Source organism: Pseudomonas sp. DCB_BI (assembly GCF_026240995.1).
Classification (GTDB): domain Bacteria; phylum Pseudomonadota; class Gammaproteobacteria; order Pseudomonadales; family Pseudomonadaceae; genus Aquipseudomonas.
Genome location: NZ_JAPFCG010000007.1, coordinates 87,857 through 113,726 on the forward strand (window position 1 = coordinate 87,857; position 25,870 = coordinate 113,726).

Sequence of the window (25,870 nt, forward strand, 5' to 3'; positions counted from 1 at the left end):
GCGAATGAGACCCTTCTGGCTACAACAGGCCCTGGAATCGACCGAGGACGCGGTGTGCCCGCCGCTGCAGGGCGATGCCCGTTGCGATGTGTGCATCGTCGGCGGTGGGTATACCGGCCTGTGGACGGCGTTGATGCTCAAGGAGGCGGTACCGGCGCTGGATGTCGTGCTGATCGAGGCCGATATCTGCGGTGCCGGTGCCAGCGGCCGCAATGGTGGTTGTGCATTGTCCTGGTCGGCCAAGTACTTCACCCTCGAACGGCTGTTCGGGGCAGCCGAGGCGGTGCGCTTGGTACGCGAGTCGGAGCGTAGCATCGGCGAAATCGGCGCGTTCTGTGCGGCCAACGACATCGACTGCGATTACCGCCTGGACGGCACGTTGTACACCGCCACCAATGCCGCCCAGGTCGGTGGCACCGACGCGGTGATCGCCGCGCTGGAGCAAAAGGGCATCAACTCGTTCCGCCGCCTGCCGCTGGAGCAGGTGCAGCGCCTGGCCGGTTCGGCGCGGCACCTGGAAGGCTGGTTCTCGCCGGCCGCTGCCACCGTGCAACCCGGCAAGCTGGTGCGCGGTCTGCGCCGGGTGGCCTTGCAGCGCGGCGTGCGCATCTTCGAGGGCACCACCATGACCGGGCTGGAGCATGGCGCCCCGGTGCAGGTACGCACGGCCAATGGTAGCGTGCGCGCCGACCGCGTGGTGCTGGGCCTCAATGCCTGGATGGCGCGGGCCTTCCCGCAGTTCGAGCGCAGCGTGGCGATTGTTTCCAGCGACATGGTGATCACCGAACCGTGCCCCGAACTGCTGCGTGAGATCGGCCTGGACAGCGGGGTCAGCGTGCTCGACTCGCGGATTTTCGTGCATTACTACCACAACACCTCCGATGGCCGGCTGATGCTGGGCAAGGGCGGCAACACCTTTGCCTATGGCGGGCGCATGCTGCCGGTATTCGACCAGCCCTCGCCGTACCGGCCATTGCTGCGCGAAACCCTGGGCGAGTTCTTCCCGGCGCTGGCCGAGGTGCCGCTGGCGGCCAGCTGGAACGGGCCGTCGGACCGCTCGGTGACCGGCCTGCCTTTTTTTGGCCGGCTGGACGGGCAGGGCAACGTGTTCTACGGCTTTGGCTACTCCGGCAGCGGTGTCGGGCCGTGCCACATGGGCGGGCAGATTCTCTCGTCGCTGGCACTGGGGCTGGACAACCCGTGGACCCGCTCGCCGCTGGTCAAGGGGCCGCTGGGGCTGTTCCCGCCTGAGCCGATCCGCTACCTGGGGTCGCTGATGGTGCGCAATGCCATCCGCCGCAAGGAGCGCGCCGAGGACCACGGGTTGCGCCCGCGCCGGCTGGATGTGCGCTTGGCACGCTTCGCTGCGGCGGCAGGCAAAGCCGATAAAGGCTGATGAGATTTCTTGTCGATCCCATGCCCGAGGGCGTATAAACTGCACCCACTTTTGGCCGGTCGCTTCCTGAACCGGCCGCTGAAACAAAGAGAGTCGACATGGGCGCACAGTGGAAAGCCAAGCATAGAGAAACAGCTGCCAACGCCAAGGGCAAGATCATGGGCAAGCTGGCCAAGGAAATTCAGATTGCTGCCAAGTCGGGCGCCGACCCGGACATGAACCCGCGCCTGCGCCTGGCCATCGTCCAGGCCAAGAAAGCGTCGATGACCCGTGAAACCCTGGAGCGTGCGATCAAGAAAGGCGCGGGCCTGGACGGCGAGGCCGTGCAGTACCATGCCGTCAGCTATGAAGGCTTCGCTCCGCACCAAGTGCCGCTGATCGTCGAGTGCCTGACCGACAACGTCAACCGCACCGTCGCGCAAATCCGCGTGCTGTTCCGCAAGGGCCAGCTGGGTGCCAGCGGCTCGGTGACCTGGGACTTCAACCATGTCGGCCTGATCGAAGCCACCCCGGAAGGCGACGCCGACCCGGAAATGGCTGCCATCGAAGCCGGTGCCCAGGACTTCGAAGAAGGTGAAGAAGAGGGCTCGACCCTGTTCATCACCGACACCACCGACCTCGACGCAGTGCAGAAGGCCCTGCCGGAGCACGGCTTCACCGTGACCTCGGCGAAGATCGGCTACACCCCGAAAAATCCGGTGAGCGCGGCCAGCCTGAGTGCTGAAGCACTGGCTGAGGTGGAAGCGTTCCTCGAAGCGATCGACGAGAACGATGACGTGCAGAACGTCTACGTGGGTCTGACCGCCTAAAAAGCTGGGGCCGCCTGGCGGCCCATTTGCGGGCAAGCCCGCTCCCACAGGTTATTCACGATGCTGAAATATGTGAAAACCCTGTGGGAGCGGGCTTGCCCGCGAATAGGCCCTTGAACTCCACCGCAGGGAGCCTGCATGAACCCCACCTTCGCCTCCCTCAGCCTTGCCCACCTGCGCACCCTCGACCACCTGCTGCAGCTGAAAAACCTCAGCCACGCCGCCGAACGCCTGGGCGTAAGCCAGTCGGCCCTGAGCCGCCAGCTGGCGCACTTGCGTGAAGCCTTCGACGACCCCTTGCTGGTGCGCCAAGGCCGTGGCTACGTGCTCAGCGAACATGCCGAAGCCTTGGTCGAGCCGCTGCGGCAAGTGCTCGAAGAACTGCACGCGCTGCGCCAACCTGCCGTATTCGACCCGGCCCGCTGCGAGCGGCGCTTCTGCCTGGCGGCCTCGGACTATGTGGCCGAGCACATGCTGCCGTTGCTGGTCGCTGCGCTGGAGCACGAAGCGCCCGGCGTATCGCTGGAGTACCGCACCTGGCAGGCCGGCCAGTATGCCTTGCTGGCCAGTGGCGAAATCGACCTGGCGACCACGTTGTTCGACGAGTCACCGCCCAACCTGCACGGGCGCCTGCTGGGCGAGGACCGCGCCGTGTGCCTGATGCGCCGCGATCACCCGCTGACTGCACATGCCGCGCTCAGCCAGGCCGACTACCTGGCGCACAAGCACGTGCGTATCTCCGGCGGCGGGGACAAGGACAGCTTCATCGACCGCCATCTGCGCGCGCAGGGCCTGCAGCGGCGGGTCAGCCTGGAAGTGCCGTTTTTCTCTGCCACGGTCAACGTGATTGCCAGCACTCAGGCCGTGGCCACGGTCCCCGAGCACATCGCCCGGCAGCTGAGCCGTTTGCATGACCTGGCCTGGCGACCACTGGGCTTCATCGACCACAGCCAGCGGTACTGGGTTGTGTGGCACCAGCGCCTGCAGGCCTCGGCCGAGCACCGCTGGTTGCGGAACCGGGTATTCGAGTTGTGGCGCCAGTCGCAGTTTGGTGTGCAGGGCGGGCATGCGGGTTTGCCATAGCAGCTATGCGGGAAGCGGGGTTATTCGGTTGGGGATAGGTGCCTAGACTGGGGCGATGCGTACCCCACAGGAGAGCGAGCGTGACCCCCGAACAATTCCGCCAGTATGGCCACCAGCTGATCGACCTGATCGCCGACTACCGACAGACCGTGGGCGAACGCCCGGTCATGGCCCAGGTCGAACCTGGCTATCTCAAGGCCGCCTTGCCTGCAACCGCGCCTCAACAAGGCGAACCCTTCGCGGCTATTCTCGACGACGTCAACAACCTGGTCATGCCCGGCCTGTCCCATTGGCAGCACCCGGACTTCTACGGCTACTTCCCCTCCAACGGCACCCTGTCCTCGGTGCTAGGGGACTTCCTCAGCACAGGCCTGGGTGTGCTGGGCCTGTCGTGGCAGTCCAGCCCGGCCCTGAGCGAACTGGAAGAAACCACGCTCGACTGGCTGCGCCAGCTGCTGGGCTTGTCTGGCCAATGGAGCGGGGTGATCCAGGACACCGCCTCGACCAGCACCTTGGTAGCGCTGATCAGCGCCCGTGAGCGCGCCACCGGCTATGCCTTGGTGCGCGGCGGCCTGCAGGCCGAAGCCAAACCGTTGATTGTGTATGTCAGCGCCCACGCCCATAGCTCGGTGGACAAGGCCGCGCTGCTGGCCGGTTTTGGTCGTGACAACATTCGCCTGATTGCAACCGATGAACGCTACGCGCTGCGCCCTGAAGCCTTGCAGGCGGCGATCGAGCAAGACCTGGCTGCCGGCAATCAGCCATGTGCCGTGGTGGCGACCACCGGCACCACCACCACCACCGCCCTCGACCCGCTGCGCCCGATCGGCGAAATCGCCCAGGCCCATGGCCTGTGGCTGCATGTGGACTCGGCCATGGCCGGTTCGGCAATGATCCTGCCCGAGTGCCGCTGGATGTGGGAGGGCATCGAACTGGCCGATTCGGTGGTGGTCAACGCGCACAAGTGGCTGGGCGTGGCCTTCGACTGCTCGATCTACTACGTGCGTGACCCGCAGCATTTGATCCGGGTGATGAGCACCAACCCCAGCTACCTGCAGTCGGCGGTGGATGGCGAGGTGAAGAACCTGCGTGACTGGGGTATCCCGCTGGGGCGCCGGTTCCGTGCCTTGAAGCTCTGGTTCATGTTGCGTAGCGAGGGCGTCGAGGCGTTGCAGGCGCGGCTGCGGCGTGACCTGGAGAATGCCCAATGGCTGGCGGAGCAGGTGGGGGCTGCGGCGGAGTGGGAGGTGTTGGCGCCGGTACCGTTGCAGACCCTGTGCATTCGCCATCGGCCGGCGGGGCTGGCAGGGGAGGCGCTGGATGCACATACCAAGGGTTGGGCTGAGCGGCTGAATGCGTCCGGGGATGCCTATGTGACACCGGCGACGCTGGATGGGCGGTGGATGGTGCGGGTGTCGATCGGGGCCTTGCCGACTGAGCGGGGGGATGTCGAGCGGTTGTGGGGGCGTCTGCAGGGCGTGGTCAAAGGCTGACATTGCTGGGGCTGCAGCGCAGCCCCAGCGATCTATCAGTGACTCACCGTCTGAAAGCTGCCTTTACGGTTAGCCTCATACGCTTCCTTGTCCATCGGCTTGGCCTGCGGGTTACCCAGGTCTTCCATCGCCAGGCGGTGGGTTTCCGGAGCAATGTAGGCCGCCAAGGCGCACACGCAGGTGATGAAGAACGCCAGCCCACCGACCACCAGCGGGATGTTTTCCGAGCCAGGTGGTGCAACCAGGGCGAACAGCGCCGGCAGCATGGCAGTCAGCATGGTGCCGATGTTCTGTGCAATGGCCATGGCCGAAACCCGGTAGCGGGTTTGGAACAGCTCTGGGTAGAAGCTTGGGAACACCGCGTTATAGCCCTGGTAGACCATGCCCCACATCACGATCGAGGCGGTGAACGCCAGCGGTACGTTCTGGATGCTGATCGCATACAGGTAGACGAAGGCCAGCAGGCCCGAGCCCAGGCAACCGGCGATCATGGTCGGGCGACGGCCGATCTTGTCCGACAGGTTGCCGACAAACGGAATCACGAGCACCGCGACGATGTTGCCGACTACCGGGATCCACAGGTACACGCTCTTGTCGAAGCCGATGCCATAGGCAGGCTGCACCGCGTAGGCCGCACCGAATATGGTGGCCACGACCGGGATCACGTTCATCAGTGCCATGAACATCACCAGCACCATGTGCTTCCAGCTGTGGCGGAAGGCTTCGCTGATTGGCGACTTGGCGACTTTGTCCTGTTTCTCTTCCTTCACGAACGCCGGGGTTTCGTGCACTTCCTTGCGGATGATGAAACCGGCAATCAGCACGATGGCGCTCATCAGGAAGGGAATGCGCCAGCCCCAGTCGTTGAAGGCTTCGGTTGGCATGAAGTAGGCCAGCGGCAGGAATACCGCGGCTGCCATCACCTGGCCGGCCTGTACGCCCTGCAGGGTAAAGCTGGCGTAGTAGCCTCTGCGGCCGAATGGCGCATGCTCCATGATCATCGAGCTGGCCCCGGAAATTTCACCGGCCACGGCAAAGCCCTGGATCAGGCGCAGCACCACCAGCAAGGCCGGTGCGAGGAAGCCGATGTCGTGGTAGGTCGGCAGCAGGCCGACGGCCATGGTCGACAGGCCCATCAGGAACATGCACAGCAGCAGCACGTTCTTGCGGCCGCGGGTGTCACCCCAGTGGCCCAGCACGAAAGCGCCAACCGGCCGCGCCAGGTAGCCCACCCCATAGGTGGCCAGCGAGGCGATGATGGCCATTTTCGGGTCGGTATTGGGGAAGAAGATCTGCGGGAAAATAAGTGCAGCGGCCTGGGCGTAGATGAAGAAGTCGTAGTACTCGAGTGCCGAGCCTATCCATCCACTGGCGGTCGCTTTTTTCGCTTGCGAGCTGGAGTGAGCCATCGTTGTCTCCGTTGTTATTGTTGTTTGCGCAGGTTCCGCCAGGGGGTATTTGCCAAGGCAGGAGGCAGCGGTCGGTGTGCCTGCGTCTGTGGTTCATGTTGACCACGGGCCAGTAGACTGGCAATTCGCTAAAACGGGTTGTGTGCGATAATCGAACGCAAAACTAACCATTCCGTACAAAGAGATTGAAGCGACGACTTTACCTGCGAATAATCGATCGTGCCATAAACTGTGACAGGTGTTTTTACTTGTCAGGCACCGTATTTCACTAACAACAAGGAACTCCCGCCATGCAGCGTTCGATCGCTACCGTGTCCTTGAGCGGCACACTGCCGGAAAAGCTCGAAGCCATCGCCGCCGCCGGTTTTGACGGCGTCGAGATCTTCGAAAACGATCTGCTTTACTACGCGGGCAGCCCGCGCCAGGTCCGCCAGATGTGCGCCGACTTGGGCATTGCCATCACCCTGTTCCAGCCGTTCCGCGACTTTGAAGGCTGCCGCCGCGACCGCTTGCAGAAAAACCTCGACCGCGCCGAGCGCAAGTTCGACCTGATGCAGGAACTGGGTACCGACCTGGTGCTGGTGTGCAGCAACGTCCAGGCCGATGCCCTTGGCGATGAACAGCTGCTGGTCGACGACCTGCGCCTGCTCGGCGAGCATGCAGGCAAGCGCGGGCTGCGCATTGGTTACGAAGCGCTGGCCTGGGGCCGCCACGTCAACACCTACCAGCAAGTGTGGAACCTGGTGCGCCAGGCCGACCACCCGGCGCTTGGGGTGATTCTCGACAGCTTCCATACCCTGTCGCTGAAGGGCGACCCGAGCGCGATCCGCGACATCCCCGGCGACAAGATCTTCTTCGTGCAAATGGCCGACGCGCCGATCCTGGCCATGGATGTGCTGGAGTGGAGCCGCCACTTCCGCTGCTTCCCGGGCCAGGGCGAAATGGACATGGCCGGTTTCCTCGCGCCGATCCTCGCCACCGGCTACCGTGGCCCGCTGTCGCTGGAAATCTTCAACGACGGCTTCCGCGCCGCGCCGCCGCGGCAGAACGCCGCCGATGGCCTGCGTTCGCTGCTGTACCTTGAGGAACAAACTCGCCTGCGCCTGGAACAGGAAAACACCCCGATCGAACCTGGCGTGCTGTTCACTCCGCCACCGGCCAGCACCTATGATGGCGTCGAGTTCCTTGAATTTGCCGTCGACGAGGCCGTCGGCGCCCGTCTGGGCAGCTGGTTGAAGCGCCTGGGCTTTGCCGAAGCGGGGAAACACCGCAGCAAAGAAGTGCAATTGCTGCGCCAGGGCGACATCAACATCGTACTGAACGCCGAGCCGTATTCGTTTGGCCACAACTTCTTCGAGGCCCACGGCCCGTCTCTGTGCGCCACCGCCCTGCGGGTCAAGGACCAGCAGGCGGCCCTGAAGCGTGCCACTGCCTACCGTGGCCAACCATTCCGTGGCCTGGTTGGCCCTAACGAGTGCGAAGTTCCGGCGGTACGTGCACCGGATGGCAGCCTGCTGTATCTGGTGGAGCAGGGCACTGCTGGCCATACCCTGTACGACACCGACTTCAGCCTGGACTCGAACGCCACCGCCACTGGCGGCCTGCGCCGCATCGACCACATGGCCCTGGCGCTGCCGGCCGAATCGCTGGACAGCTGGGTACTGTTCTACAAGAGTCTGTTCGACTTCGCCGCCGACGACGAAGTGGTGCTGCCCGACCCGTATGGCCTGGTCAAGAGCCGCGCTTTGCGCAGCCAGTGCGGCACCTTGCGCCTGCCGCTGAATATCTCGGAAAACCGCAACACCGCCATCGCCCATGCGTTGTCCAGCTATCGCGGTTCAGGGGTGCACCACATCGCCTTCGATTGTGACGACATCTTCCGTGAAGTGGCCCGAGCCAAGCTGGCCGGTGTGCCGCTGCTGGAAATCCCGCTGAACTACTACGACGACCTGGCGGCGCGCTTCGACTTCGACGACGAGTTCCTCAGCGAGCTGGCTTACTACAACGTGCTTTATGACCGCGATGCCCAAGGTGGCGAGCTGTTCCACGTGTACACCGAGCCGTTCGAGGAGCGTTTCTTCTTCGAGATCATCCAGCGCAAGGGCGGCTATGCCGGCTATGGCGCGGCCAACGTCGCGGTGCGCCTGGCGGCCATGGCCAAGGCCCGCAGTGGTGCGGCGCGCAAGCCAGTCCTCTGACTGCCTAAGCTCAAGGGCGTTCGGCCACCAGTAACAACGACTGCGGCACCCCACTCTGGGGGTGCTGCGGTTCTTGCAAGCCAGCCAACCGAAAACCCGCCATGTCCAGCGCGGTCAGCCAACTGCTCAACGTGCGGAAGTACCACGGCATCACCTGCCAGTCCCCGGCCAGCCCGGCAAATGACTCCTCCCGCCAGCCATCCTGGTAATCCCCGTCAGCGACACACCACGGGTGCAGGGTCTGGATCACCAGCGCGCCACCCGGCACCAGCAACGCATTCATTGCCGCCAGCAGGGCAATGATGTCTTGCTGCAACAGGGCAAAGTTGGCGCAGATCAGGTCATAGCCTGTTTCGACATCAACCTGCGCATCCGCCAATTGCGCATAACTGGCCAGGTACACCTTGCCGGACCCGGCAGCACGGGCGGCCTCCACCAATGCGCGGTCACCATCTACGCCAACCGCCTCGATTCCCCGTGCGCCCAGCGCGCGCAGCAACCAGCCCTCACCACAACCAAGATCCAGCACCCGTTCAGGCTGGCGGCCAAGGACCGCCAGCAGGATGGCCTGGTCGGTAACTTGCCGCCGGCTCTCGATCGCACCGCTGCGCACGGCGTCAATCCAGGCTTGGGCGTTGTGCTGCCAGCTGTCGAGCAAAGCGTCTTCAGGGTTGCGCATGCACCTCTCCTTTCAGCCTGCCACAGCGCGCTGCTTCTTGACCCGGTACATGTGCCCGTCCGCGTGGCGCAGCAGCGTGTCGGCATCGTTGCCGTCTTCAGGGAAGCGCGCTACGCCAATGCTGCAGGTCGGCGCATCGATACCGGAAAAGTCGGCGTCGAGCGGCTCGGCCATGACCGCCAGAATGTGCTGCACCTGCATGGCGATGGCGTCCGGCGACGGGCAGTCGGGCAGCAACACGGTGAACTCGTCGCCACCCATCCGTGCCACCGTGCCGGCTGCGCCGATGCAGTTTTCCAGGCGCCGGGCCAGTGTGCACAGCACCTGGTCACCCACGCTGTGCCCGTAGTTGTCGTTGATCTGCTTGAAGTCATTGATATCGAGGAACAGCAACGCCAGCGCGTGGTTGTGGCGCCGCGCCGAGGCCAGGGCTGTATCCAGCCGCTGATGGAACATGGCCCGGTTGGCCAGCCGGGTCAGCGGGTCGTGATGGGCGAGGAAGCGCAGTTCTTCCTCGGCGTGGTATTGGGCGGTGACATCGCGCGCCACGCCGATACGCGCGTCGGCCTCATCGGACCAGCCGGCTGCCCAGAGGATATGCACCACGCCGCCATCCTTGCGGATGTAGCGGTTGCGGAAGTCGTAGTGCGGCTGACCATTCATCACTCGCACGATCGAGGCGCGGGTGGCGGCGAGGTCGTCGGGGTGCATGTAGTCGGTGATCGGCGTGCCGACCAGTTCGCTGGCCTGGTAGCCCAGCAATGCTTCGCAGGCATCACTGACGAAGACGATCTGGTTGTCCCTGTCGACCACGAATACCGTGTCCAGCATCAGGTGGATCAGCCTTGGGTACAGCGCGTGGAGGTCTACGGGCATGGTGCATGGGTGTCCGCGGCGGGGTGACCGATCATAGCCTGAAACAGGACAAAATGGGGCAGACGCCGCAAGCCCACAGCGGCTGCGTCAGCCAGTGAAGTATGGAGCAATCTTCCTCCCGCGAGGTATCAGTTGCTCACGACCAGCTCCGGCCCCAGGTAACCATTGATCTGCTCGATATCATCATCCCCCAGGCTGCCCACCGACGAGGCCAGCCGCAGGCGCGACATCAGGTAGTTGAGCTTGGCCTCGAACAGGTCATGGCGGGCGTCATACAGCAGCTCCTCGGCATTGAGCACATCCGAGTTGGTGCTGGTGCCACCTTCCTTGAAGCCCTTGCGGGTCGAGGTCAGCGAACGCTCGTTGGAGGCCACCGCCTTTTCCAGTGCCTGAATGCGCAGGGCGCCACTTTGCACGCCACGGTACTCGCGGGTAGTGTCGGAAATCACCTCCTGACGGGTGGCGTCCAGTTCATCCAGGGCCTTGGAGCTGTTGGCGCTGGCCTGGCGGGTCAGGGCACTGGTGCTGCCACCGCTGTACAGCGGGATGTTCAGCTCCAGCCCGATCGAGCTGTAGTGGTTGCGCTGGTTCAGCTCGGAAATCGACTGGCTGCTGCCAGCGGTGTAGCCCGCCACGAAGTCCAGCGTGGGGTAGTGCCCGGCGCGGGCGCGCTTGACTTCTTCCTCGGCCAGCGCGTAGCTGTGCCGGCGCGCATGAATCAGTGGGCTGTCGGCCTGGGCCTTGACCAGCCACTCCTGCAGGTTGCCCGGCATCAGCGGCGGGGTGGTGAACCCAGGCTGCAGGGTGGTCAACGCCTGCGGCGTTTCACCAATGTATTCCTCCAGCTTGCGCCGGGCGTTGACCAGGTTGTCCTGGGCATCGATCAGGTCGGCCTCGGCCAGGTCGCGGCGGGCCACCGATTCGTCGACATCGGTGATGGTACCGGCGCCCAGTTCCTTGCGCCGCTTCGCCGATGCCAGCTGTTCCTCGAAAGCGTTCAGCTTGGCCTTGGCCAGGGTGATGGTTTCGCTGGCCAGCAGCACGTCGAAGTACGCGTCGGCCAAGCGCACCGCAGCGTCCTGGCTCTTGGCGTCGAACACTGCCACGCTGTAGTCGGCGCGTTGCTGGCCCTGGCGGTACTCGGCCATCTTCTGCTTGTTGAACAGCGGCTGGCGCAGGCGCACGTTGGCGCCCTTGGAGTCATAGTCGAGGTCGTTGTCCTGGCCATTCTGGCGCTGGCTGCCATCGACCCGGTTGAAGTAGGCGGCGGCGTTGATCTGCGGCAGCAGGCCGGCCTCGCCGATGGCGCGGTTTTCGCCACCGGCTTGTTTTTCATGCACGGCAGCGCGGTAGATCGGGCCTTGGTACTGCAACAGGTCCCAGGCTTGCTTCAGGTCCATGGCACTGGCCTGTACGGCAACTCCCAGCAGGCACAACAGCAGGCACGGGCGTTTCATGTCATTGCTCCTTGAACGCGGCGTCCACGCGTTCGAGCATTGGTTTGAGCAGGTAGCTGAGCAGGTTGCGCTCGCCGGTCTTGATGGTGACGGTGGCAGGCATGCCGGGGCGGATGTGGTTGCTGCCCAGCAAACCCATGCCGGCCGGCGTCACTTCCACCTGGGCCAGGTAGAACGGCTGCTTGCTTTCTTCGTCGAGCAGCCGGTCGGCAGAAATGGTTTTTACCCGGCCGGGAATGTTCGGCGTCTGCGCATGGTTGAAGGCCGGGAAGGCGATGTCCACGTCAAGGCCTGGGACCATCTTGTCGATCGCCTGCACCGGGATCATCGCATCGACCTGCAGCGGCTGGTCGAGGGGCACCACTTCCATGATCTTGGCCCCGGGCTGGATGATGCCGCCGACCGTGGCGATGCTCAGGCCCTGGACCATGCCGTCGATCGGCGAGCGGATCACCGTGTGGGTCACTTCATAGTCCAGTGCGCGCAAGCGATCGGCCAGGGTGGTGTTTTCCTTGGCGGTATCGGTCAGTTGCGACTCCACCTCCTTCAGGTAATCGTGCTGGCGCTGCAGGATGCGCAGCTTGATCTCGGTCGCCTGGCTGCGCGCCCGGGCAATGTTATTGAGGTTTTCGGCCTGGCCGGCGGACAGGTCAGCATTGCTGCGCTCCAGCTCCAGCAGGCGGTTGCGGGGTACATAACCTTCGGCGGCCAGTACCCGGGTGCCTTGCAGTTCCTGGTTGAGGAAGCCGATCTGCGAGGCGCGGGCGCCGTACACCTGCTGCAGGCCTTTCAGTTGCACTGCCGAGGCCGTGAGGTTTTCTTCAAGGATGCTCAGTTCGCCGGCCAGGCCCGCGCGGCGGGTGTCGAGCAGGCGCTGTTGCAGGTCCATGGCGGCCAGCAAGCGTGGGTCATTGGCGTAGTGTTCCAGCAGGGCAGGGTCGAACGTAACGGTATCGCGGCCATCGCGTTCGGCTTCCAGGCGGTTTTCCACGGTCTTGCTGACGATGTACTGGGCGCTGAGAGCGCCTTGTTCGGCCACCGCGCGCAGGGCATCGAGGCGCACCACTTCCTGGCCTTTCTTCACCACATCACCTTCGCGCACCATGATCGCTTCAACGGTGCCACCGCTCAGGTGCTGGACCGCCTTGCGGTTGCTGGTGACCTTGACCGTACCGGTGGCGACCACGCCGGCGTCCAGTGGCGCCAGGCAGGACCACAGCAGGAAGCCGCCGAAGCCGGCGATGACCAGCCATACGCCCCAGCGTACCGGGCGGCCCGCGTCCAGGTCGATCAGGTGGCTGGTCTCGGCGGGGATCAGTTCGGCATGTTGAGTCATCTGCATGATCGGTTACTCCCGTACCTTGACCGAAGCCAGCGGTGCCGCAGCCGTTGCCGGAATCACCGCGGCCTTGCGCAGGGCGGCGAACACTTCGTCGCGGCTGCCAAGCATGTGCACACCGCCGTCGCGCAGCATCAGTATCTGGTCGACTGCGCACAGCACATTGGGCCGGTGGGAAATCAGCACCACCGTGGCGCCGCGTGCCTTGAGCTCGGCCAGGGCATCGACCAGGGCTTTTTCACCCACGTCATCGAGGTTGGCGTTGGGCTCGTCCAGCACCACCAGGTTGGGCTCGCCATACAGGGCGCGGGCCAGCGCGATGCGTTGCTTCTGGCCGCCAGACAATGGGCTGCCATCGGCGGCCAGGCGGGTGTCGTAACCCTGCGGGAAGCGCAGGATCATGTCGTGTACACCGCTGCTGCGGGCGGCACGGATTACCTTGTCGCTGTCCACCTCGGCAAAGCGGGCGATGTTTTCGGCGATGGTGCCTTCGAACAGCTCCACGTCCTGCGGCAGGTAGCCCAGCCACGGGCCCAGTTCGGCCTTGTTCCAGGTGAAGATATCGGCGCCGTCCAGGCGCACCTTGCCGGCCTGGGCCGGCCACACACCTACCAGCAGGCGGGCGAGGGTGGACTTGCCCGAGGCCGAAGGGCCGATGACACCCAGGCTGTCACCCGGGGCCAGGCTGAAGCTCACCCCGCGTACGATGCTGGTGCTGCTGCCAGGGGCGCCGGCGATCACGTTCTCCACGGCCAGCATGCCCATTGGCCGCTGCAGCGACATGCTCGGTGGCCGTTGCGGGTAGTCCTGCAGCAGGTCATTGAGCCTGCCCCAGGCCAGGCGGCAGCCCAGCAGTTGCTTCCACGCGGCGATTACCTGTTCCACCGGGCCCAGGGCTCGGCCGGTCAGGATCGAGCAGGCGATCATCATGCCGGGGGTGATCGTGCCCTCGATCGCCAGCAGCGCGCCGGTGCCGAGGATCAGCGACTGCAGGGTGATGCGCACGAAGCGCCCGGTGCTGCTGATCAGCGCCGCGCGGTCGGAGGCCAGGGTCTGCATCTGCAGGATGCGCAAGTGGCCCTGGTACCAGCGCTTGCCGATTGACGGCAGCATGCCCATGGCTTCGATCACTTCGGCGTTGCGCAGGTTGTTGTTGGCGTAGCTGGCTGACGACATGGCTGCCTGGTTGGCTTCGGCCAAGGGCTTTTGCGTAGCCTTTTCAGTGAGGTAGGCCAGCCCGACGAGGATCAGCGAGCCAATCGTGGTGACCAGCCCGAGCCAGGGGTGGATCAGGTAACAAACCAGCAGGTAGATCGGTGTCCAAGGAGCGTCGAAGAACGCGAACAGGCCGTTGCCGGTGAGAAACTGCCGAACCTGCGCCAAGTCCTGCAGGGCCTGGGCCGGGTTACCGCCGGCACGGCTCAGGTTGCGTTCGAAGGCAGCGCTGAAGAGGCGCCGGTTCAGGCTCATGTCCAGGCCGTTGCCCACCCTTATCAACACCCGGGTGCGAACCATCTCCAGCGCCGACATCAGCAGGAACAGCCCGACCACCAGCAAGGTGAGCATGCCCAACGTCGTGACGTTGCGGCTGACCAGGGCGCGGTCGTACACCTGCAACATATAGATGGCTGGCGTCAACATCATGACGTTTATCACGCCGCTGAAGGCGGCTAGGGCGTAGAAGCTGCGGCGCAAGCGAAACAGCACGTCGGCCAGCTCGGAGCGGGTGCGTGGTGGCTTAGCCATCGGGGGGCCTCCCTTCATCACAAAGCGGGAAGCCCTTGCGGCGCCCCGTAAAACGGTAGTTGTGGCTTCTTGGTCGGCTCGCAGGCGGGTCGCTCTGATGGCGATATTGGCCAAAACGCTGCGTTGCTCCCACATGCAGCAGCGTAGGTTGCAACGAAACATTCGGTAATATCATTTTGCTCTATAAATACTTTGAACTTTTTATAAGTCACAGGAAAACAGTGAGTTGCATCGCATTATCATCGGCCGAGATTTTTTTGACGAAATATTGACAAGCTTTTGGCCTACGACTTTAGTCTGAAGTATTCGGGCCCTGTGCGAGCTGGGATCGATGCACGTGCGTTACACCTGTTGCGCACGGTTTACAGGGCCCCTCCCGCAACGGGGGTGCCAGCTTGCCAAGAAGAGGCCAGAGGTTTCAGCACACGAGTGCTGGGCTACTGAGCCCGGTACACCCAACCAGATTCTGCGCACGTCAACACTGACTGGGCGCGGGAAGGACCCTGTTGCCCTGTGTCATCTCCGGACAGATCGAGGGCAACTGCAATGGCCAATTTCAGCAAGTCGGACCTTGAATTCATCCTCAAACAGATCTTCATCGCTGAGGCGCACGCCGATGGCGCCAGCCTGAGCGACCTGTTGCCCAACAGCCAGGTGCCCTTTGGCCTGCGCACGGTCGACGGCAGCTACAACAACCTGGTCGCCGGACAGAGCGAGTTCGGCGCAGCCGACAACTCGTTCCTGCGGCTGCTCGAAGCTTCTTACCGCGCCAACTATGTTGGCACCGGCAATGTCGTCGATTCGCAACCGCGCACCATCAGCAACCTGATCGTCGACCAGACAGCCAACAACCCGGCCGCAGTCGAGGCCAACGGCGGTGCCGCGCCGGTCATGAGCCCTGGTATCGACGGCGTGTTCGGCACCGCTGACGACAAGCCTGTGTTCTTTATGCCCAACGTGTCGCCAGACGCCGGGCTGACCGCCGGCTTCAACGCCTGGATGACCTTCTTTGGCCAGTTCTTCGACCACGGCCTGGACCTGGTCAGCAAGAGCAGCACCGACATCGTGTTCATCCCGCTGCGCCCGGACGACCCCCTGTTCGTGGCCGGCAGCCCGACCAACTTCATGGTGCTGTCCCGCGCCGTGCGCACCGCTGGCGCCGATGGCGTGGTGGGTACCGCCGACGATAGCCAGCCCAACACCACCTCGCCCTTCGTCGACCAGAGCCAGACCTACAGCTCGCACCCCTCGCACCAGGTGTTCCTGCGCGAATACATGGTCAACGCGGCAGGTGAGCCGGTGGCTACCGGGCGGCTGATCACCAACCGTGATCTGGGCGCCGACGGCAAGTTCGGTACCGCCGACGATGGCAACGGCGAAAGCGGTGGCATGGCCACCTGGGCAGTGGTCAAGGCCCAGGCCCGTGACCTGCTGGGTATCAACCTGACCGATGCCGACGTGCATAGCGTGCCGCTGCTGGCGACCGATGCCTACGGCAACTTCCTGCGCGGACCCAACGGCATGCCGCAGGTGGTCATGCGCGTGAACAACGGCGCCGATGGCATCGCTGGCACCGCCGATGACGTCACCCAGCTGGTCGAGGGCAACCGCAATGCGCCGATCAGCCTGGCCAATGCCGTGAGCACCGGGCATGGTTTCCTTGACGACATCGCCCACAATGCCGCGCCCGTGGTGGTTGGGGGTGTGCTGCAGGCTGACGCCGACACCCTGGTGGGCAACGCACAGCCGGTCGGGCAGGGAGGCAACAACCTGACCTACGACAACGAATTGCTCGATGCGCACTACATCGCCGGTGACGGCCGGGTGAACGAGAACATCGGCCTGACTGCCGTGCACCATGTGTTCCACTCCGAGCACAACCGCCTGGTGCAGCAGACCAAGGATACCCTGCTGGCCGCGGGCGACCTGGCGTTCCTCAATGAGTGGTTGATCGACGACGTCACCGCCATCCCCACCACGCCTGCCGGCATCGCCGCGCTGGTGTGGGATGGCGAGCGGCTGTTCCAGGCCGCCAAGTTCGGCACCGAGATGCAGTACCAGCACCTGGTGTTCGAAGAGTTCGCCCGCACCATCCAACCGCAGATCGATGAGTTCCTCGCCCCCAACGGCTACGACACCTCGATCAACCCGGCCATCCTCGCCGAGTTCGCCCATGTGGTGTACCGCTTCGGCCACTCGATGCTGACCGAAACCGTCGACCGCTACGACCCGGCGTTCAACCCGGTTTCTGCCGACCCGGCCAACCCCGACCAGCAGTTGGGCCTGATTGCCGCGTTTCTCAACCCGCTGGCGTTCGCCGGTAGCGGCGCCACGGCCGATGAAGCGGCGGGCGCAATCATCCGCGGCGTTACCCGCCAGGTGGGCAACGAGATCGACGAGTTCGTCACCGAAGCCCTGCGCAACAACCTGCTCGGCCTGCCACTTGACCTGCCTGCGCTGAACATCGCCCGCGGTCGTGATACCGGCATCCCCAGCCTGAACGAGGCCCGCCGCGAGTTCTATGCCGCCACCGGCGACAGCCAGCTCAAGCCCTACATCAGTTGGGTCGACTTTGCCGACCACCTCAAGCACCCGGCGTCGCTGATCAACTTCATTGCCGCCTATGGCACCCACAGCAGTATTACCGGGGCCACCACCGAGGCCGCCAAGCGCGCCGCCGCCGTGGCACTGGTACTTGGCGGTGACGGCGCACCCCTCGACCGCCTCGACTTCCTCAACGGCACCGGTGCCTATGCCAACGTGACGCTGGCGGGCGCGGACGGTATCGCCGGCACCGCCGACGACATTGCCGGGGTGACCGTGACTGGGGTCGACGCCATCGACTTCTGGGTCGGCGGCCTGGCCGAGAAGAAAATGCCGTTTGGCGGCATGCTCGGCTCCAGCTTCAACTTTGTCTTCGAAACCCAGCTGGAAGCGCTGCAGAACGGTGACCGCTTCTACTACCTGTCGCGCACGGCGGGCATGAATTTTGGTACGGAGCTGGAAAACAACTCCTTCGCCAAGCTGATCATGGCCAACTCCGACGTCACCCACCTGTCCAACACCGTGTTCCTCACTCCCACGTTCACGCTGGAGGTGAACCAGGCCAACCAGTTCACCGGGCTGGGCGCCGACGGCAAGGCCGACCCCACTGGCGGCATCGAGATCAACGGGGTTGTAATCGTTCCGTTGGTGATCCGCGATAACCCCGATACTGTCGGGCCAGACGGCAACTTCCTGCATTACACCGGTGAAGACCATGTGGTGCTGGGTGGCACCGCTGGCAACGACATCATCATCTCCAGCGAAGGCGACGACACCCTCTATGGCGATGCCGGTGATGACCTGCTCGAAGGCGGCGCCGGCAACGACGCGGTACTGGGTGGCGCGGGCGACGACATCATCACCGATTCGTTCGGCGACAACCGCCTGGAAGGCAACGCCGGCAACGATGTGATCGTCGCCGGCAGCATGGGAGTTGCCGGTAACCTGATCCTGGGTGGCGATGGCCAGGACTTCATCATCACCACCGAGGACATCAGCACCACCTTCGGCGGCCTGGGCGACGACTTCATCCTCGGCGCCAAGACCAACCTGCCACCTACCGGGAACGAAGGTGACGACTGGATCGAGAAGGGTACCCAGGACGGCGCACCTGGCGACAACTTCGCGCCCTTGCTGGGTGACGAAGTCATTGGCAACGACATTTTCGTCGGGGGCGGCGGCTTCGACGAAATGATCGGTGAGGGCGGCGACGATATCTTCGTCGGCAGCGATGCCCAAGACAAAATGGACGGTATGTCCGGTTTCGACTGGGTCACCAACAAGAATGACCGCGTAGGTGTCACCGTGGACCTCAGCCTGGCCGCCTTGGCTCAGCCCCATGGCAACGCACCGAACCAGAACGCTGGCGTGTTCAACCCGGTGGGCGCTTCGCCTGCATCGATTCTGGACCGGTTCGCCGAGGTCGAAGGGGTGTCCGGTTCGGCCTACGCCGATGTCCTCAAGGGTGACGACGTCGATGCCGTGACCATTCTCAACCATGGCGGCGCCACCGGCAGTGCGCTGACCAACGTGGCGCTGATACGGGGGCTGCAGCAGTTCCTGGCCGATGCCGGCCTGCCCACCACCGGCTTTGCCACCGGCAACATCATGCTCGGCGGCAATGGCAGTGACCTGATCGAAGGCCGGGGTGGCGATGACCTGATCGATGGTGACAAGTGGCTCAACGTGCGCATCGCCGTGTATGCCCCTGGCGACGTCGACCACACCGGCCCGGAAATCGCCAGCTTCGACAGCATGGCCGACATGATTCCGTTCATGCTTGACCGCACTTACAACCCCGGCCAACTCAAGGCTGTGCGCGAAATCCTGCCCGGGACTTCGACCGGCGGGGCCGCCTTCGACACGGCGATATTCTCTGGGCTACAGAACGAGTACGTGGTGACCCAGAACACCAAGGGCACCGCCGATGTTGCCGATGACGTCTGGACTGTCACCGACACCGTGGCCGGCCGCGATGGCGTCGATACCCTGTTGCACATCGAGCGTCTGCAGTTTGCCGATAGCCAGCGTGTACTGGTGGAGGGGGTGAACGCACAACCCACCGGCAGCCCGACCCTGCTCGACGGCAACGGCGGTGCGATTACCGTGGGTGACATGCTGACGGTGAGCGTGGCCGCTGTGCTCGACGCCGACAATATCAGTGCGGGCAACCCGACTGGCTCGCTCGCCGACCGGTCGGTGTCTTACTACTGGCAGTTCGAGGCCGACCCGGGCAGCGGTGTGTTCCAGGACATCATCCTGCTGCCGGCCGGTGACCTGGCCTTCCAGAGCGCCGATGGCACTTCGTTCAAGGTGTCGCCAGACCTGGCCGGGCTGAGCCTGCGGGTCAAGGCGATCTATCAGGATGCCCATGGCACTACCGAAGTGCTGTACTCGCAGCCTACCACCGTGGTGCAACCTGGCGCGCCCGTGGTGCCGACAGTGGCCACCCCGGTGGTGGATGCCAGTGACGGCGGTGCCGGCCTGCACATGGTGCGCTCCGACCTGAACTTTATCCTCGCGCAAATCAAGATTGCCGAGGCCGATGCCGCCGGGCAGGACATCCTCTCGCTGATCCCCAACGTCCGCGCAGCCATGGGCCTGCGTGCGGTGGATGGCTCGAACAACAACCTGATGAACCTGAACGGCAACAACAACACCCAATACGGTGCCGCCGACAACGTCTTCCCGCGCGTGACCGACCCGGTATTCAACCCGGCCGAAGGTGCGCCAGCCGGTTTCTTCGGCCCAGGTTCCCCCGCCATCCCGGGTTCGTCGTACCAGCAGACCAGCGGACCGGTGTTCGATTCGCAGCCACGTACCATCAGCAACCTGATTGTCGACCAGACCTCCAACAACCCAGCAGCCTACGCCACCGCGTATGACCCGGGTGCCGATGGCGTGCTCAACTTCGGCGCCGCAGGCAACGACGACGTGCTCAAGGATGGCGTGCGCATCGTCGCCAGCCCAGGTATGGACGGCCAGTTCGGCACCACCGACGACCATGACGTGTACCTGTTCGAGAACACCGCTGCCGATGCCGGGCTGTCTGCGCCGTTCAACGCGTGGATGACCTTCTTCGGGCAGTTCTTCGACCATGGCCTGGACCTGGTCACCAAAGGCGGCTCCGGTACCATCTACATCCCGTTGCAACCGGATGACCCGCTGTACGTGGAGGGTGGCTTCACCAACTTCATGGTGGTAACCCGTGCCACCAACCTGCCTGGGCCGGACGGCATCCTTGGCAACGCCGACGACATCCGCGAACACACCAACACCACCACGCCGTTCGTCGACCAGAACCAGACCTACAGCTCGCATCCCTCGCACCAGGTGTTCCTGCGCGCGTATGTCATGACTGACGACGGCCCGGTCGCCACGGGCCGGTTGATCACCAATCGCGACCTGGGCGCTGATGGCAGGTTCGGCACGGCCGACGACACCGAGATCGGCGGCATGGCCACCTGGAAGGTGGTCAAGGCCCAGGCCCGCGACCTGCTCGGCATCAACCTGACCGATGCCGACGTCGACAACGTGCCGCTGCTGGCCACCGACGCCTACGGCAACTTCATCAAAGGGCCCAACGGCTACCCGATGGTGGTGATGAAGGGGCTCGACGGTATTGCCGGCACCGCTGATGACCAGGAGGTCGAAGGCAACCCGCTGGCACCGCTCGACCTGACCAACGCCGTGCGTACCGGGCACCAGTTCCTTGCCGACATCGCCCACAATGCCGTGCCGGTGTTCAGTGGCGGCGTGCTGGCGCCGGATGCCGACAACGTTGCCGGCAATGCCGTGCCGGTCAACCCGCAGACCGGTGCCAACCTGGCCTACGACAACGAGCTGCTGGACGCGCACTACATCGCCGGTGACGGCCGGGTCAACGAGAACATCGGCCTGACCGCCGTGCATGCGATTTTCCACTCCGAGCACAACCGGCTGGTGGCGCAGACCATGGACACCGTGCTCGACTCGGGTGACCTGGCCTTCCTCAACGAGTGGCTGCTCAACCCGGTCAGCGCCTTGCCGGTCACCCCGGCCGAGATCGGTGCCCTGGTGTGGAATGGCGAGCGGCTGTTCCAGGCGGCCAAGTTCGGCACCGAAATGCAGTACCAGCACCTGGTGTTCGAGGAGTTCGCCCGCACCGTGCAACCTCGGGTCGACCTGTTCTTTGCCCCGACCCAGGTGTACGACGTTGACCTCGATGCCTCGATCGTGGCCGAGTTCGCCCACACCGTGTACCGCTTCGGCCACTCGATGCTGACCGAGACTGTCGACCGCTTCGACATCGACTTCAACGTCATCCAGGACCCGGCCAGCGCCAACCCCGACCAGCAACTGGGGCTGATCGCGGCCTTCCTCAACCCGCTGGCTTATGCCGCCAGTGGCGTAACCCCCGAGGACGCCACCAGCGCCATCGTGCGCGGGGTCACTCGCCAGGCCGGTAACGAAATCGACGAGTTCGTCACCGAGGCGCTGCGCAACAACCTGCTCGGCCTGCCACTGGACTTGCCAGCGATCAACATCGCCCGTGGCCGCGACGTCGGCATCCCTTCGCTGAACGCTGTGCGCCGGGAAATCTACGGGCAAACCGGCGATACCCAGCTTAAACCGTACAGCAGCTGGGTCGACCTGGTGCAACACCTGAAACATCCAGAGTCGCTGATCAACTTCATCGCGGCCTACGGCACCCACAGCACCATCACCGCTGCCACCACCCTGCTGGAAAAACGCGCCGCGGCCATGGCCTTGGTGTTCGGCGGCGATGGCGCACCCGCCGACCGCATGGACTTCCTCAACAGCAGCGGCGCCTGGGCCAACGTGACCCTGCCCGGCAAGGACGGTGTACCGGGTACTGCCGATGACCTGAAGGCAGTCACCGTGACCGGGGTCGATGCCATCGACCTGTGGATCGGCGGCCTGGCGGAAGCAAAAGCGCCATTTGGCGGCATGCTTGGCAGCACCTTCAACTTCGTGTTCGAGAACCAGATGGAGAAACTGCAGGACGGCGACCGCTTCTACTATTTGGAGCGCACCGCGGGCCTGTCGATGAACGCCGAGCTGGAAAGCAACTCGTTCGCCAAGCTGATCATGGCCAACAGCTCAGCCACCCACCTGCCAGGCCTGGTGTTCTCCGACCCTGGCTTCTACCTGGAACTGGACCAGACCAAGCAGTACAACGAGGGCCTTGGCAGCGCCGACCCGCTGGGCGAAAACGGCGAGCAGGTGGTGTTCCGCGACAGCCCGCTGACGGCTGGGCCAGACACCCACTACATCCGCTATGCCGGTGCCGAGCACATCGTGCTGGGCGGCACCAACGGGGACGATATTCTGGTCTCCAGCGAAGGCGACGATACGGTCTGGGGTGATGCCGGCAACGACCGCATCGAGGGGGGGGACGGTAACGACCAGCTGCGCGGTGGCGCCGGGGACGACATCATCAGCGACATGGGCGGTGACGACAACATCCAGGGCGGCGACGGCAACGATGTGTTGCACGGCGGTAATGGCATCAACCTGATCATCGGCGGTTTCGGCAATGACTTCATCGTCACCGGTGAGGATGCCTCCGAAGCCATTGGCGGCCAGGGCAATGACTTCATCCTCGGCAGCAAGGCCAACGAGCAGGACATGGGCAACGAAGGTGATGACTGGATCGAGAAGGGCACCTCGGACGGCGCGCCTGGCGACAACTTCGACCCGCTCGGCAACGACCCGATCATCGGCAACGACGTCTTCGTCGGCGGCAACGAGAACGACAAGTTCAACGGTGAAGGCGGCGACGACATCATGGTCGGCAGCCTGGGGTTTGGTGACCGCTACATTGGTGGCTCAGGCTACGACTGGGCAACCTTCAAGGACCTGGCCCAAGGCGTGTCCATCGACATGAGCGACCGCTTCTTCGATGTGCCACTGGTACCGGGTTCGGGCGCTTCGACGCTGGTGCGCTTCGACATCATGGAAGGCCTGTCGGGCTCGGCGCATGGCGACTTCCTGCGCGGCGACAGCGAAGACGCCACCTCGCTGCCTACTGCAGGTGCTAACGGCAGCGTGCTGACCAACATCAGCCTGATCGACGGGCTGGCCGGCCTGCTGGCGGCCGGGGCGACCTTCTATGACGGCGGCAACATCATCCTCGGCGGCAGCGGCAGCGATCTGCTCGAAGGCCGGGGTGGCGACGATATCCTCGACGGCGACAAGTGGCTGAACGTGCGCATCAGCGTACGCGCCAACCCTGATGGCACCGGCCCGGAAATCGCCAGCTTCAACAGCATGGAGCCGATGGTGCCGTATATGCTCAATGGCACCTACAAGCCGGGCCAGCTGGTGATCGTGCGGGAGATCCTCAGCGGCACCGACCACTACGACACGGCGGTGTACTCTGGGGTGTCCACTGACTACAGCGTGGTGGTCGATGGCAACTCGGTGACCGTCACCGACCTGGTGGCCGGGCGTGATGGCGTCGACCACCTGACCGGCATCGAGCGCCTGCAGTTCTCTGACAGTTCGCAGGCCTCTGGCGTGGGTACGGCAGTCAACGCCGGCCCCACCGGCCACCTGGCGATTCTCGACGCTAGCACCGGGCTACGCGACGATACACCGGTCAGTGGCCAGCTGCTGAGGGTAAGCAACCTCGCCGTGCATGACGCGGACAATGTCAGTGCAACCAATGCGACCGGTGCGGTGAACGGCCCTGTGGCCTACTACTGGCAGGTGGAGGCGCTGCCGGGTTCCGGGGTTTATGAAGACATCACGGTAGTGGCCGCTGGTGAAGCGACACGGGTCACCGGTACGACCTACCGCGTCACGGACGACGTCGCCGGCCTGAACATCCGCGTGCGTGCGGTGTACCAGGATGCCAAGGGCACGCTGGAAATCGTCGATTCGACGCCGAACAGCGCGCCGAGCGCCGGGCCGACCGTGACCGGGCTGCTGGTGCAGAATCAAACGCTCACCGCCAACCCGGCAACCATCGTCGACGCCGACGGCCTGAGCAACCCTCAGTTCACCTTCCAGTGGCAGTCCAACCGGGGTGTCGGTTGGGTCAACATCGCCGGCGCCATCAGCAGCACGTTCGTCCTGACCCAGGCGCAAGTGGGGCAGAACATGCGGGTGGTGGTCAGCTACGTGGATGACTTTGGCGTGCAGGAAAGCGTCGCCTCCGACATTCTCGACCCGGTGGCCAACGTCAACGATGCGCCGACCGGTGCGTTGCTGATCAGCGACACCACGCCTGACCAGGGCCAGACGTTGACCGCGCTCACCGGCGCAATTGCCGACATCGACGGCCTGGGGGCCTTCAGCTTCCAGTGGCAGCAAGGCACCGGCGGCACCTTCGCCAATATTGCCGGGGCTACGGCGGCCACCTTCACCCCCGGCTTCGCCCAGGGTAACCAGCAGCTGCGGGTGATCGTGCGTTACACCGACGGCTTCGGCACTCTGGAGTCGCTGACCTCGGCGGCGACCGCTGCAGTCACCGTGCCACCGGGTGTAGTACTGGTCGGTACCAATGCGGCCAACACCCTGACCGGTGGTGCAGGCAATGACGTGATCTCGGGCTTGGGCGGCAACGATACGCTCAACGGCCTGGGCGGCAGCGACCAGCTGTTCGGTGGTATTGGCAACGACATCCTCAATGGCGGTGACGACCCCGACTTCCTTAATGGCGAGGATGGCAACGACACCCTCAGCGGCGGGCTTGGCGCAGATGCCATGAACGGCGGTGCCGGCAACGATACCTTTGTGGTCGACAACGCCGGAGATACAGTCACCGAGGCACTCAACGGCGGCACGGACCAGGTGCAGACCAGCCTGGCCAGCTACACCCTCGGCGCCAACGTCGAGAACCTGACCTATACCGGCAGCAGCGCCTTTACCGGTACCGGCAACGCGCTGGCCAACACCCTCACGGGGGGGGCGGGCAACGACCTGCTGAACGGCGGTGTGGGTGCCGACCGCTTGGTGGGTGGCGTGGGCAACGACACCTATGTGGTGGATGACGCCGGGGATGTGGTGGTCGAGGCTACGGGGGCCGGTACGGACCTTGTACTTACCACGCTGGCCAGCCACACCATGGCCGCCAACGTCGACAACCTGACCTATACCGGGGTGAGCAACTTCGCCGGCACGGGTAACGGGCTGGCCAACATCATCAGCGGCGGGGCAGGTAATGACACGCTCAGCGGTGATGGCGGTAACGATGTGCTCAACGGCAATGCCGGCAACGATACGCTCAATGGCGATGCCGGGAACGACCAGCTGTTCGGTGGCCTGGGTGCTGACCGACTGAGCGGAGGCGGGGGTGACGACAGCCTCGATGCCGGTGACGGCAACGACACGGTGCTCGGGGAGGCCGGTAACGATAACCTGGCGGGGGGTACTGGCGATGACAGCCTGGATGGCGGCAACGGCAATGACACCCTGCAGGGCGGCGATGGTAACGACACCCTGTTCGGCGACGTGGGTACCGACACCCTGATCGGGGGAGCCGGCAGTGACTTCCTCAACGGTGCGGCGGGTAACGATACGGTGGTGGGCGGTGCCGGTAACGACACCATGATGGCCATCGATGGCAACGATGTGTTCCAGTTCGCTGCAGGCTTTGGCAACGACCTGATCATCAACTTCGATGCCATTGCCGCGGGTGGCCAGGACCGGCTGGATATCACCGCCCTCAACATCACCGCAGCCACCTTTGGCGCCAGCGTGACCATCGCCGATGTGGGGGCGGACACCTTGGTAAGCATCGGTGCTGCCGACTCCATACGCTTGGTGGGGGTGGCGGATGCAACCACGGTGACTGCCGCAGACTTCATCCTGGCCGGTTGAGGGGCGCAGGGG

12 protein-coding genes are annotated in these 25,870 nt (G+C 64.3%); 6 read left to right on the forward strand and 6 right to left on the reverse strand.

Annotated elements, in window-relative coordinates:
* The first annotated feature begins 4 nt into the window (after positions 1-4).
* The 4 genes from OO258_RS09745 to OO258_RS09760 all read left to right on the forward strand — a co-directional run bounded on the left by OO258_RS09745 (position 5) and on the right by OO258_RS09760 (position 4,781).
* Complete coding sequence (locus OO258_RS09745) at positions 5-1,396, forward strand: FAD-dependent oxidoreductase (protein ID WP_266030094.1); 1,392 nt, start codon at positions 5-7, stop codon at positions 1,394-1,396.
* A 98-nt stretch (positions 1,397-1,494) separates the two neighbouring features.
* Positions 1,495-2,205: a YebC/PmpR family DNA-binding transcriptional regulator gene (locus tag OO258_RS09750; protein ID WP_051097568.1), complete on the forward strand. Its 711-nt coding sequence runs from the start codon at positions 1,495-1,497 to the stop codon at positions 2,203-2,205.
* 138 nt (positions 2,206-2,343) lie between these two features.
* Positions 2,344-3,288 carry a LysR family transcriptional regulator gene (locus OO258_RS09755; protein WP_110744202.1) on the forward strand — a complete coding sequence of 315 codons (945 nt, stop codon included), beginning with the start codon at positions 2,344-2,346 and terminating at the stop codon, positions 3,286-3,288.
* Between the two features lie 80 nt (positions 3,289-3,368).
* Positions 3,369-4,781 carry a DOPA decarboxylase gene (locus OO258_RS09760; protein WP_266030098.1) on the forward strand — a complete coding sequence of 471 codons (1,413 nt, stop codon included), beginning with the start codon at positions 3,369-3,371 and terminating at the stop codon, positions 4,779-4,781.
* A 35-nt stretch (positions 4,782-4,816) separates the two neighbouring features.
* Here OO258_RS09760 and OO258_RS09765 read toward each other — a convergent pair whose 3' ends face one another.
* The gene (locus OO258_RS09765) at positions 4,817-6,190 is read right to left on the reverse strand and encodes an MFS transporter (protein WP_266030100.1); all 1,374 of its coding nucleotides are present in this window, start codon (positions 6,188-6,190) and stop codon (positions 4,817-4,819) included.
* Between the two features lie 290 nt (positions 6,191-6,480).
* On the opposite strand from OO258_RS09765, the gene quiC reads away from it, so the two are divergent.
* Positions 6,481-8,388 (forward strand): 3-dehydroshikimate dehydratase QuiC, encoded by a 1,908-nt coding sequence (gene quiC, locus OO258_RS09770; protein ID WP_110744199.1) that lies wholly within the window; start codon positions 6,481-6,483, stop codon positions 8,386-8,388.
* 10 nt (positions 8,389-8,398) lie between these two features.
* On the opposite strand, the gene OO258_RS09775 is transcribed toward quiC, so the two are convergent.
* The 5 genes from OO258_RS09775 to OO258_RS09795 form a co-directional block, all read right to left on the reverse strand.
* Positions 8,399-9,067, reverse strand: coding sequence for a class I SAM-dependent methyltransferase (locus OO258_RS09775; protein ID WP_266030102.1), 669 nt, complete (start codon positions 9,065-9,067; stop codon positions 8,399-8,401).
* A 12-nt stretch (positions 9,068-9,079) separates the two neighbouring features.
* Positions 9,080-9,943, reverse strand: coding sequence for a GGDEF domain-containing protein (locus OO258_RS09780; protein WP_266030103.1), 864 nt, complete (start codon positions 9,941-9,943; stop codon positions 9,080-9,082).
* 128 nt (positions 9,944-10,071) lie between these two features.
* Positions 10,072-11,400, reverse strand: a complete 1,329-nt coding sequence (locus OO258_RS09785; RefSeq protein WP_110744196.1) for a TolC family outer membrane protein — start codon at positions 11,398-11,400, stop codon at positions 10,072-10,074.
* A 1-nt stretch (position 11,401) separates the two neighbouring features.
* A complete protein-coding gene (locus OO258_RS09790; RefSeq protein WP_266030104.1) occupies positions 11,402-12,742 on the reverse strand; it encodes an HlyD family type I secretion periplasmic adaptor subunit in 1,341 nt (446 codons plus the stop codon).
* 6 nt (positions 12,743-12,748) lie between these two features.
* Entirely contained in the window at positions 12,749-14,485 is a 1,737-nt protein-coding gene (locus tag OO258_RS09795) for a type I secretion system permease/ATPase (RefSeq protein WP_266030105.1), read from the reverse strand.
* Between the two features lie 546 nt (positions 14,486-15,031).
* Here OO258_RS09795 and OO258_RS09800 point away from each other — a divergent pair.
* Positions 15,032-25,858, forward strand: coding sequence for a peroxidase family protein (locus OO258_RS09800; protein ID WP_266030106.1), 10,827 nt, complete (start codon positions 15,032-15,034; stop codon positions 25,856-25,858).
* Positions 25,859-25,870: the final 12 nt, after the last annotated feature.

What these genes read in the sequence shown, in the direction of transcription:
- OO258_RS09785 (WP_110744196.1), bottom strand. Translation starts at nt 11,400, where the DNA reads ATGAAACGCCCGTGCCTGCTGTTGTGCCTGCTGGGAGTTGCCGTACAG.
- OO258_RS09800 (WP_266030106.1), top strand. Translation starts at nt 15,032, where the DNA reads ATGGCCAATTTCAGCAAGTCGGACCTTGAATTCATCCTCAAACAGATC.
- OO258_RS09795 (WP_266030105.1), bottom strand. Translation starts at nt 14,485, where the DNA reads ATGGCTAAGCCACCACGCACCCGCTCCGAGCTGGCCGACGTGCTGTTT.
- OO258_RS09775 (WP_266030102.1), bottom strand. Translation starts at nt 9,067, where the DNA reads ATGCGCAACCCTGAAGACGCTTTGCTCGACAGCTGGCAGCACAACGCC.
- OO258_RS09790 (WP_266030104.1), bottom strand. Translation starts at nt 12,742, where the DNA reads ATGCAGATGACTCAACATGCCGAACTGATCCCCGCCGAGACCAGCCAC.
- OO258_RS09750 (WP_051097568.1), top strand. Translation starts at nt 1,495, where the DNA reads ATGGGCGCACAGTGGAAAGCCAAGCATAGAGAAACAGCTGCCAACGCC.
- OO258_RS09765 (WP_266030100.1), bottom strand. Translation starts at nt 6,190, where the DNA reads ATGGCTCACTCCAGCTCGCAAGCGAAAAAAGCGACCGCCAGTGGATGG.
- OO258_RS09755 (WP_110744202.1), top strand. Translation starts at nt 2,344, where the DNA reads ATGAACCCCACCTTCGCCTCCCTCAGCCTTGCCCACCTGCGCACCCTC.
- quiC (WP_110744199.1), top strand. Translation starts at nt 6,481, where the DNA reads ATGCAGCGTTCGATCGCTACCGTGTCCTTGAGCGGCACACTGCCGGAA.
- OO258_RS09745 (WP_266030094.1), top strand. Translation starts at nt 5, where the DNA reads ATGAGACCCTTCTGGCTACAACAGGCCCTGGAATCGACCGAGGACGCG.
- OO258_RS09780 (WP_266030103.1), bottom strand. Translation starts at nt 9,943, where the DNA reads ATGCCCGTAGACCTCCACGCGCTGTACCCAAGGCTGATCCACCTGATG.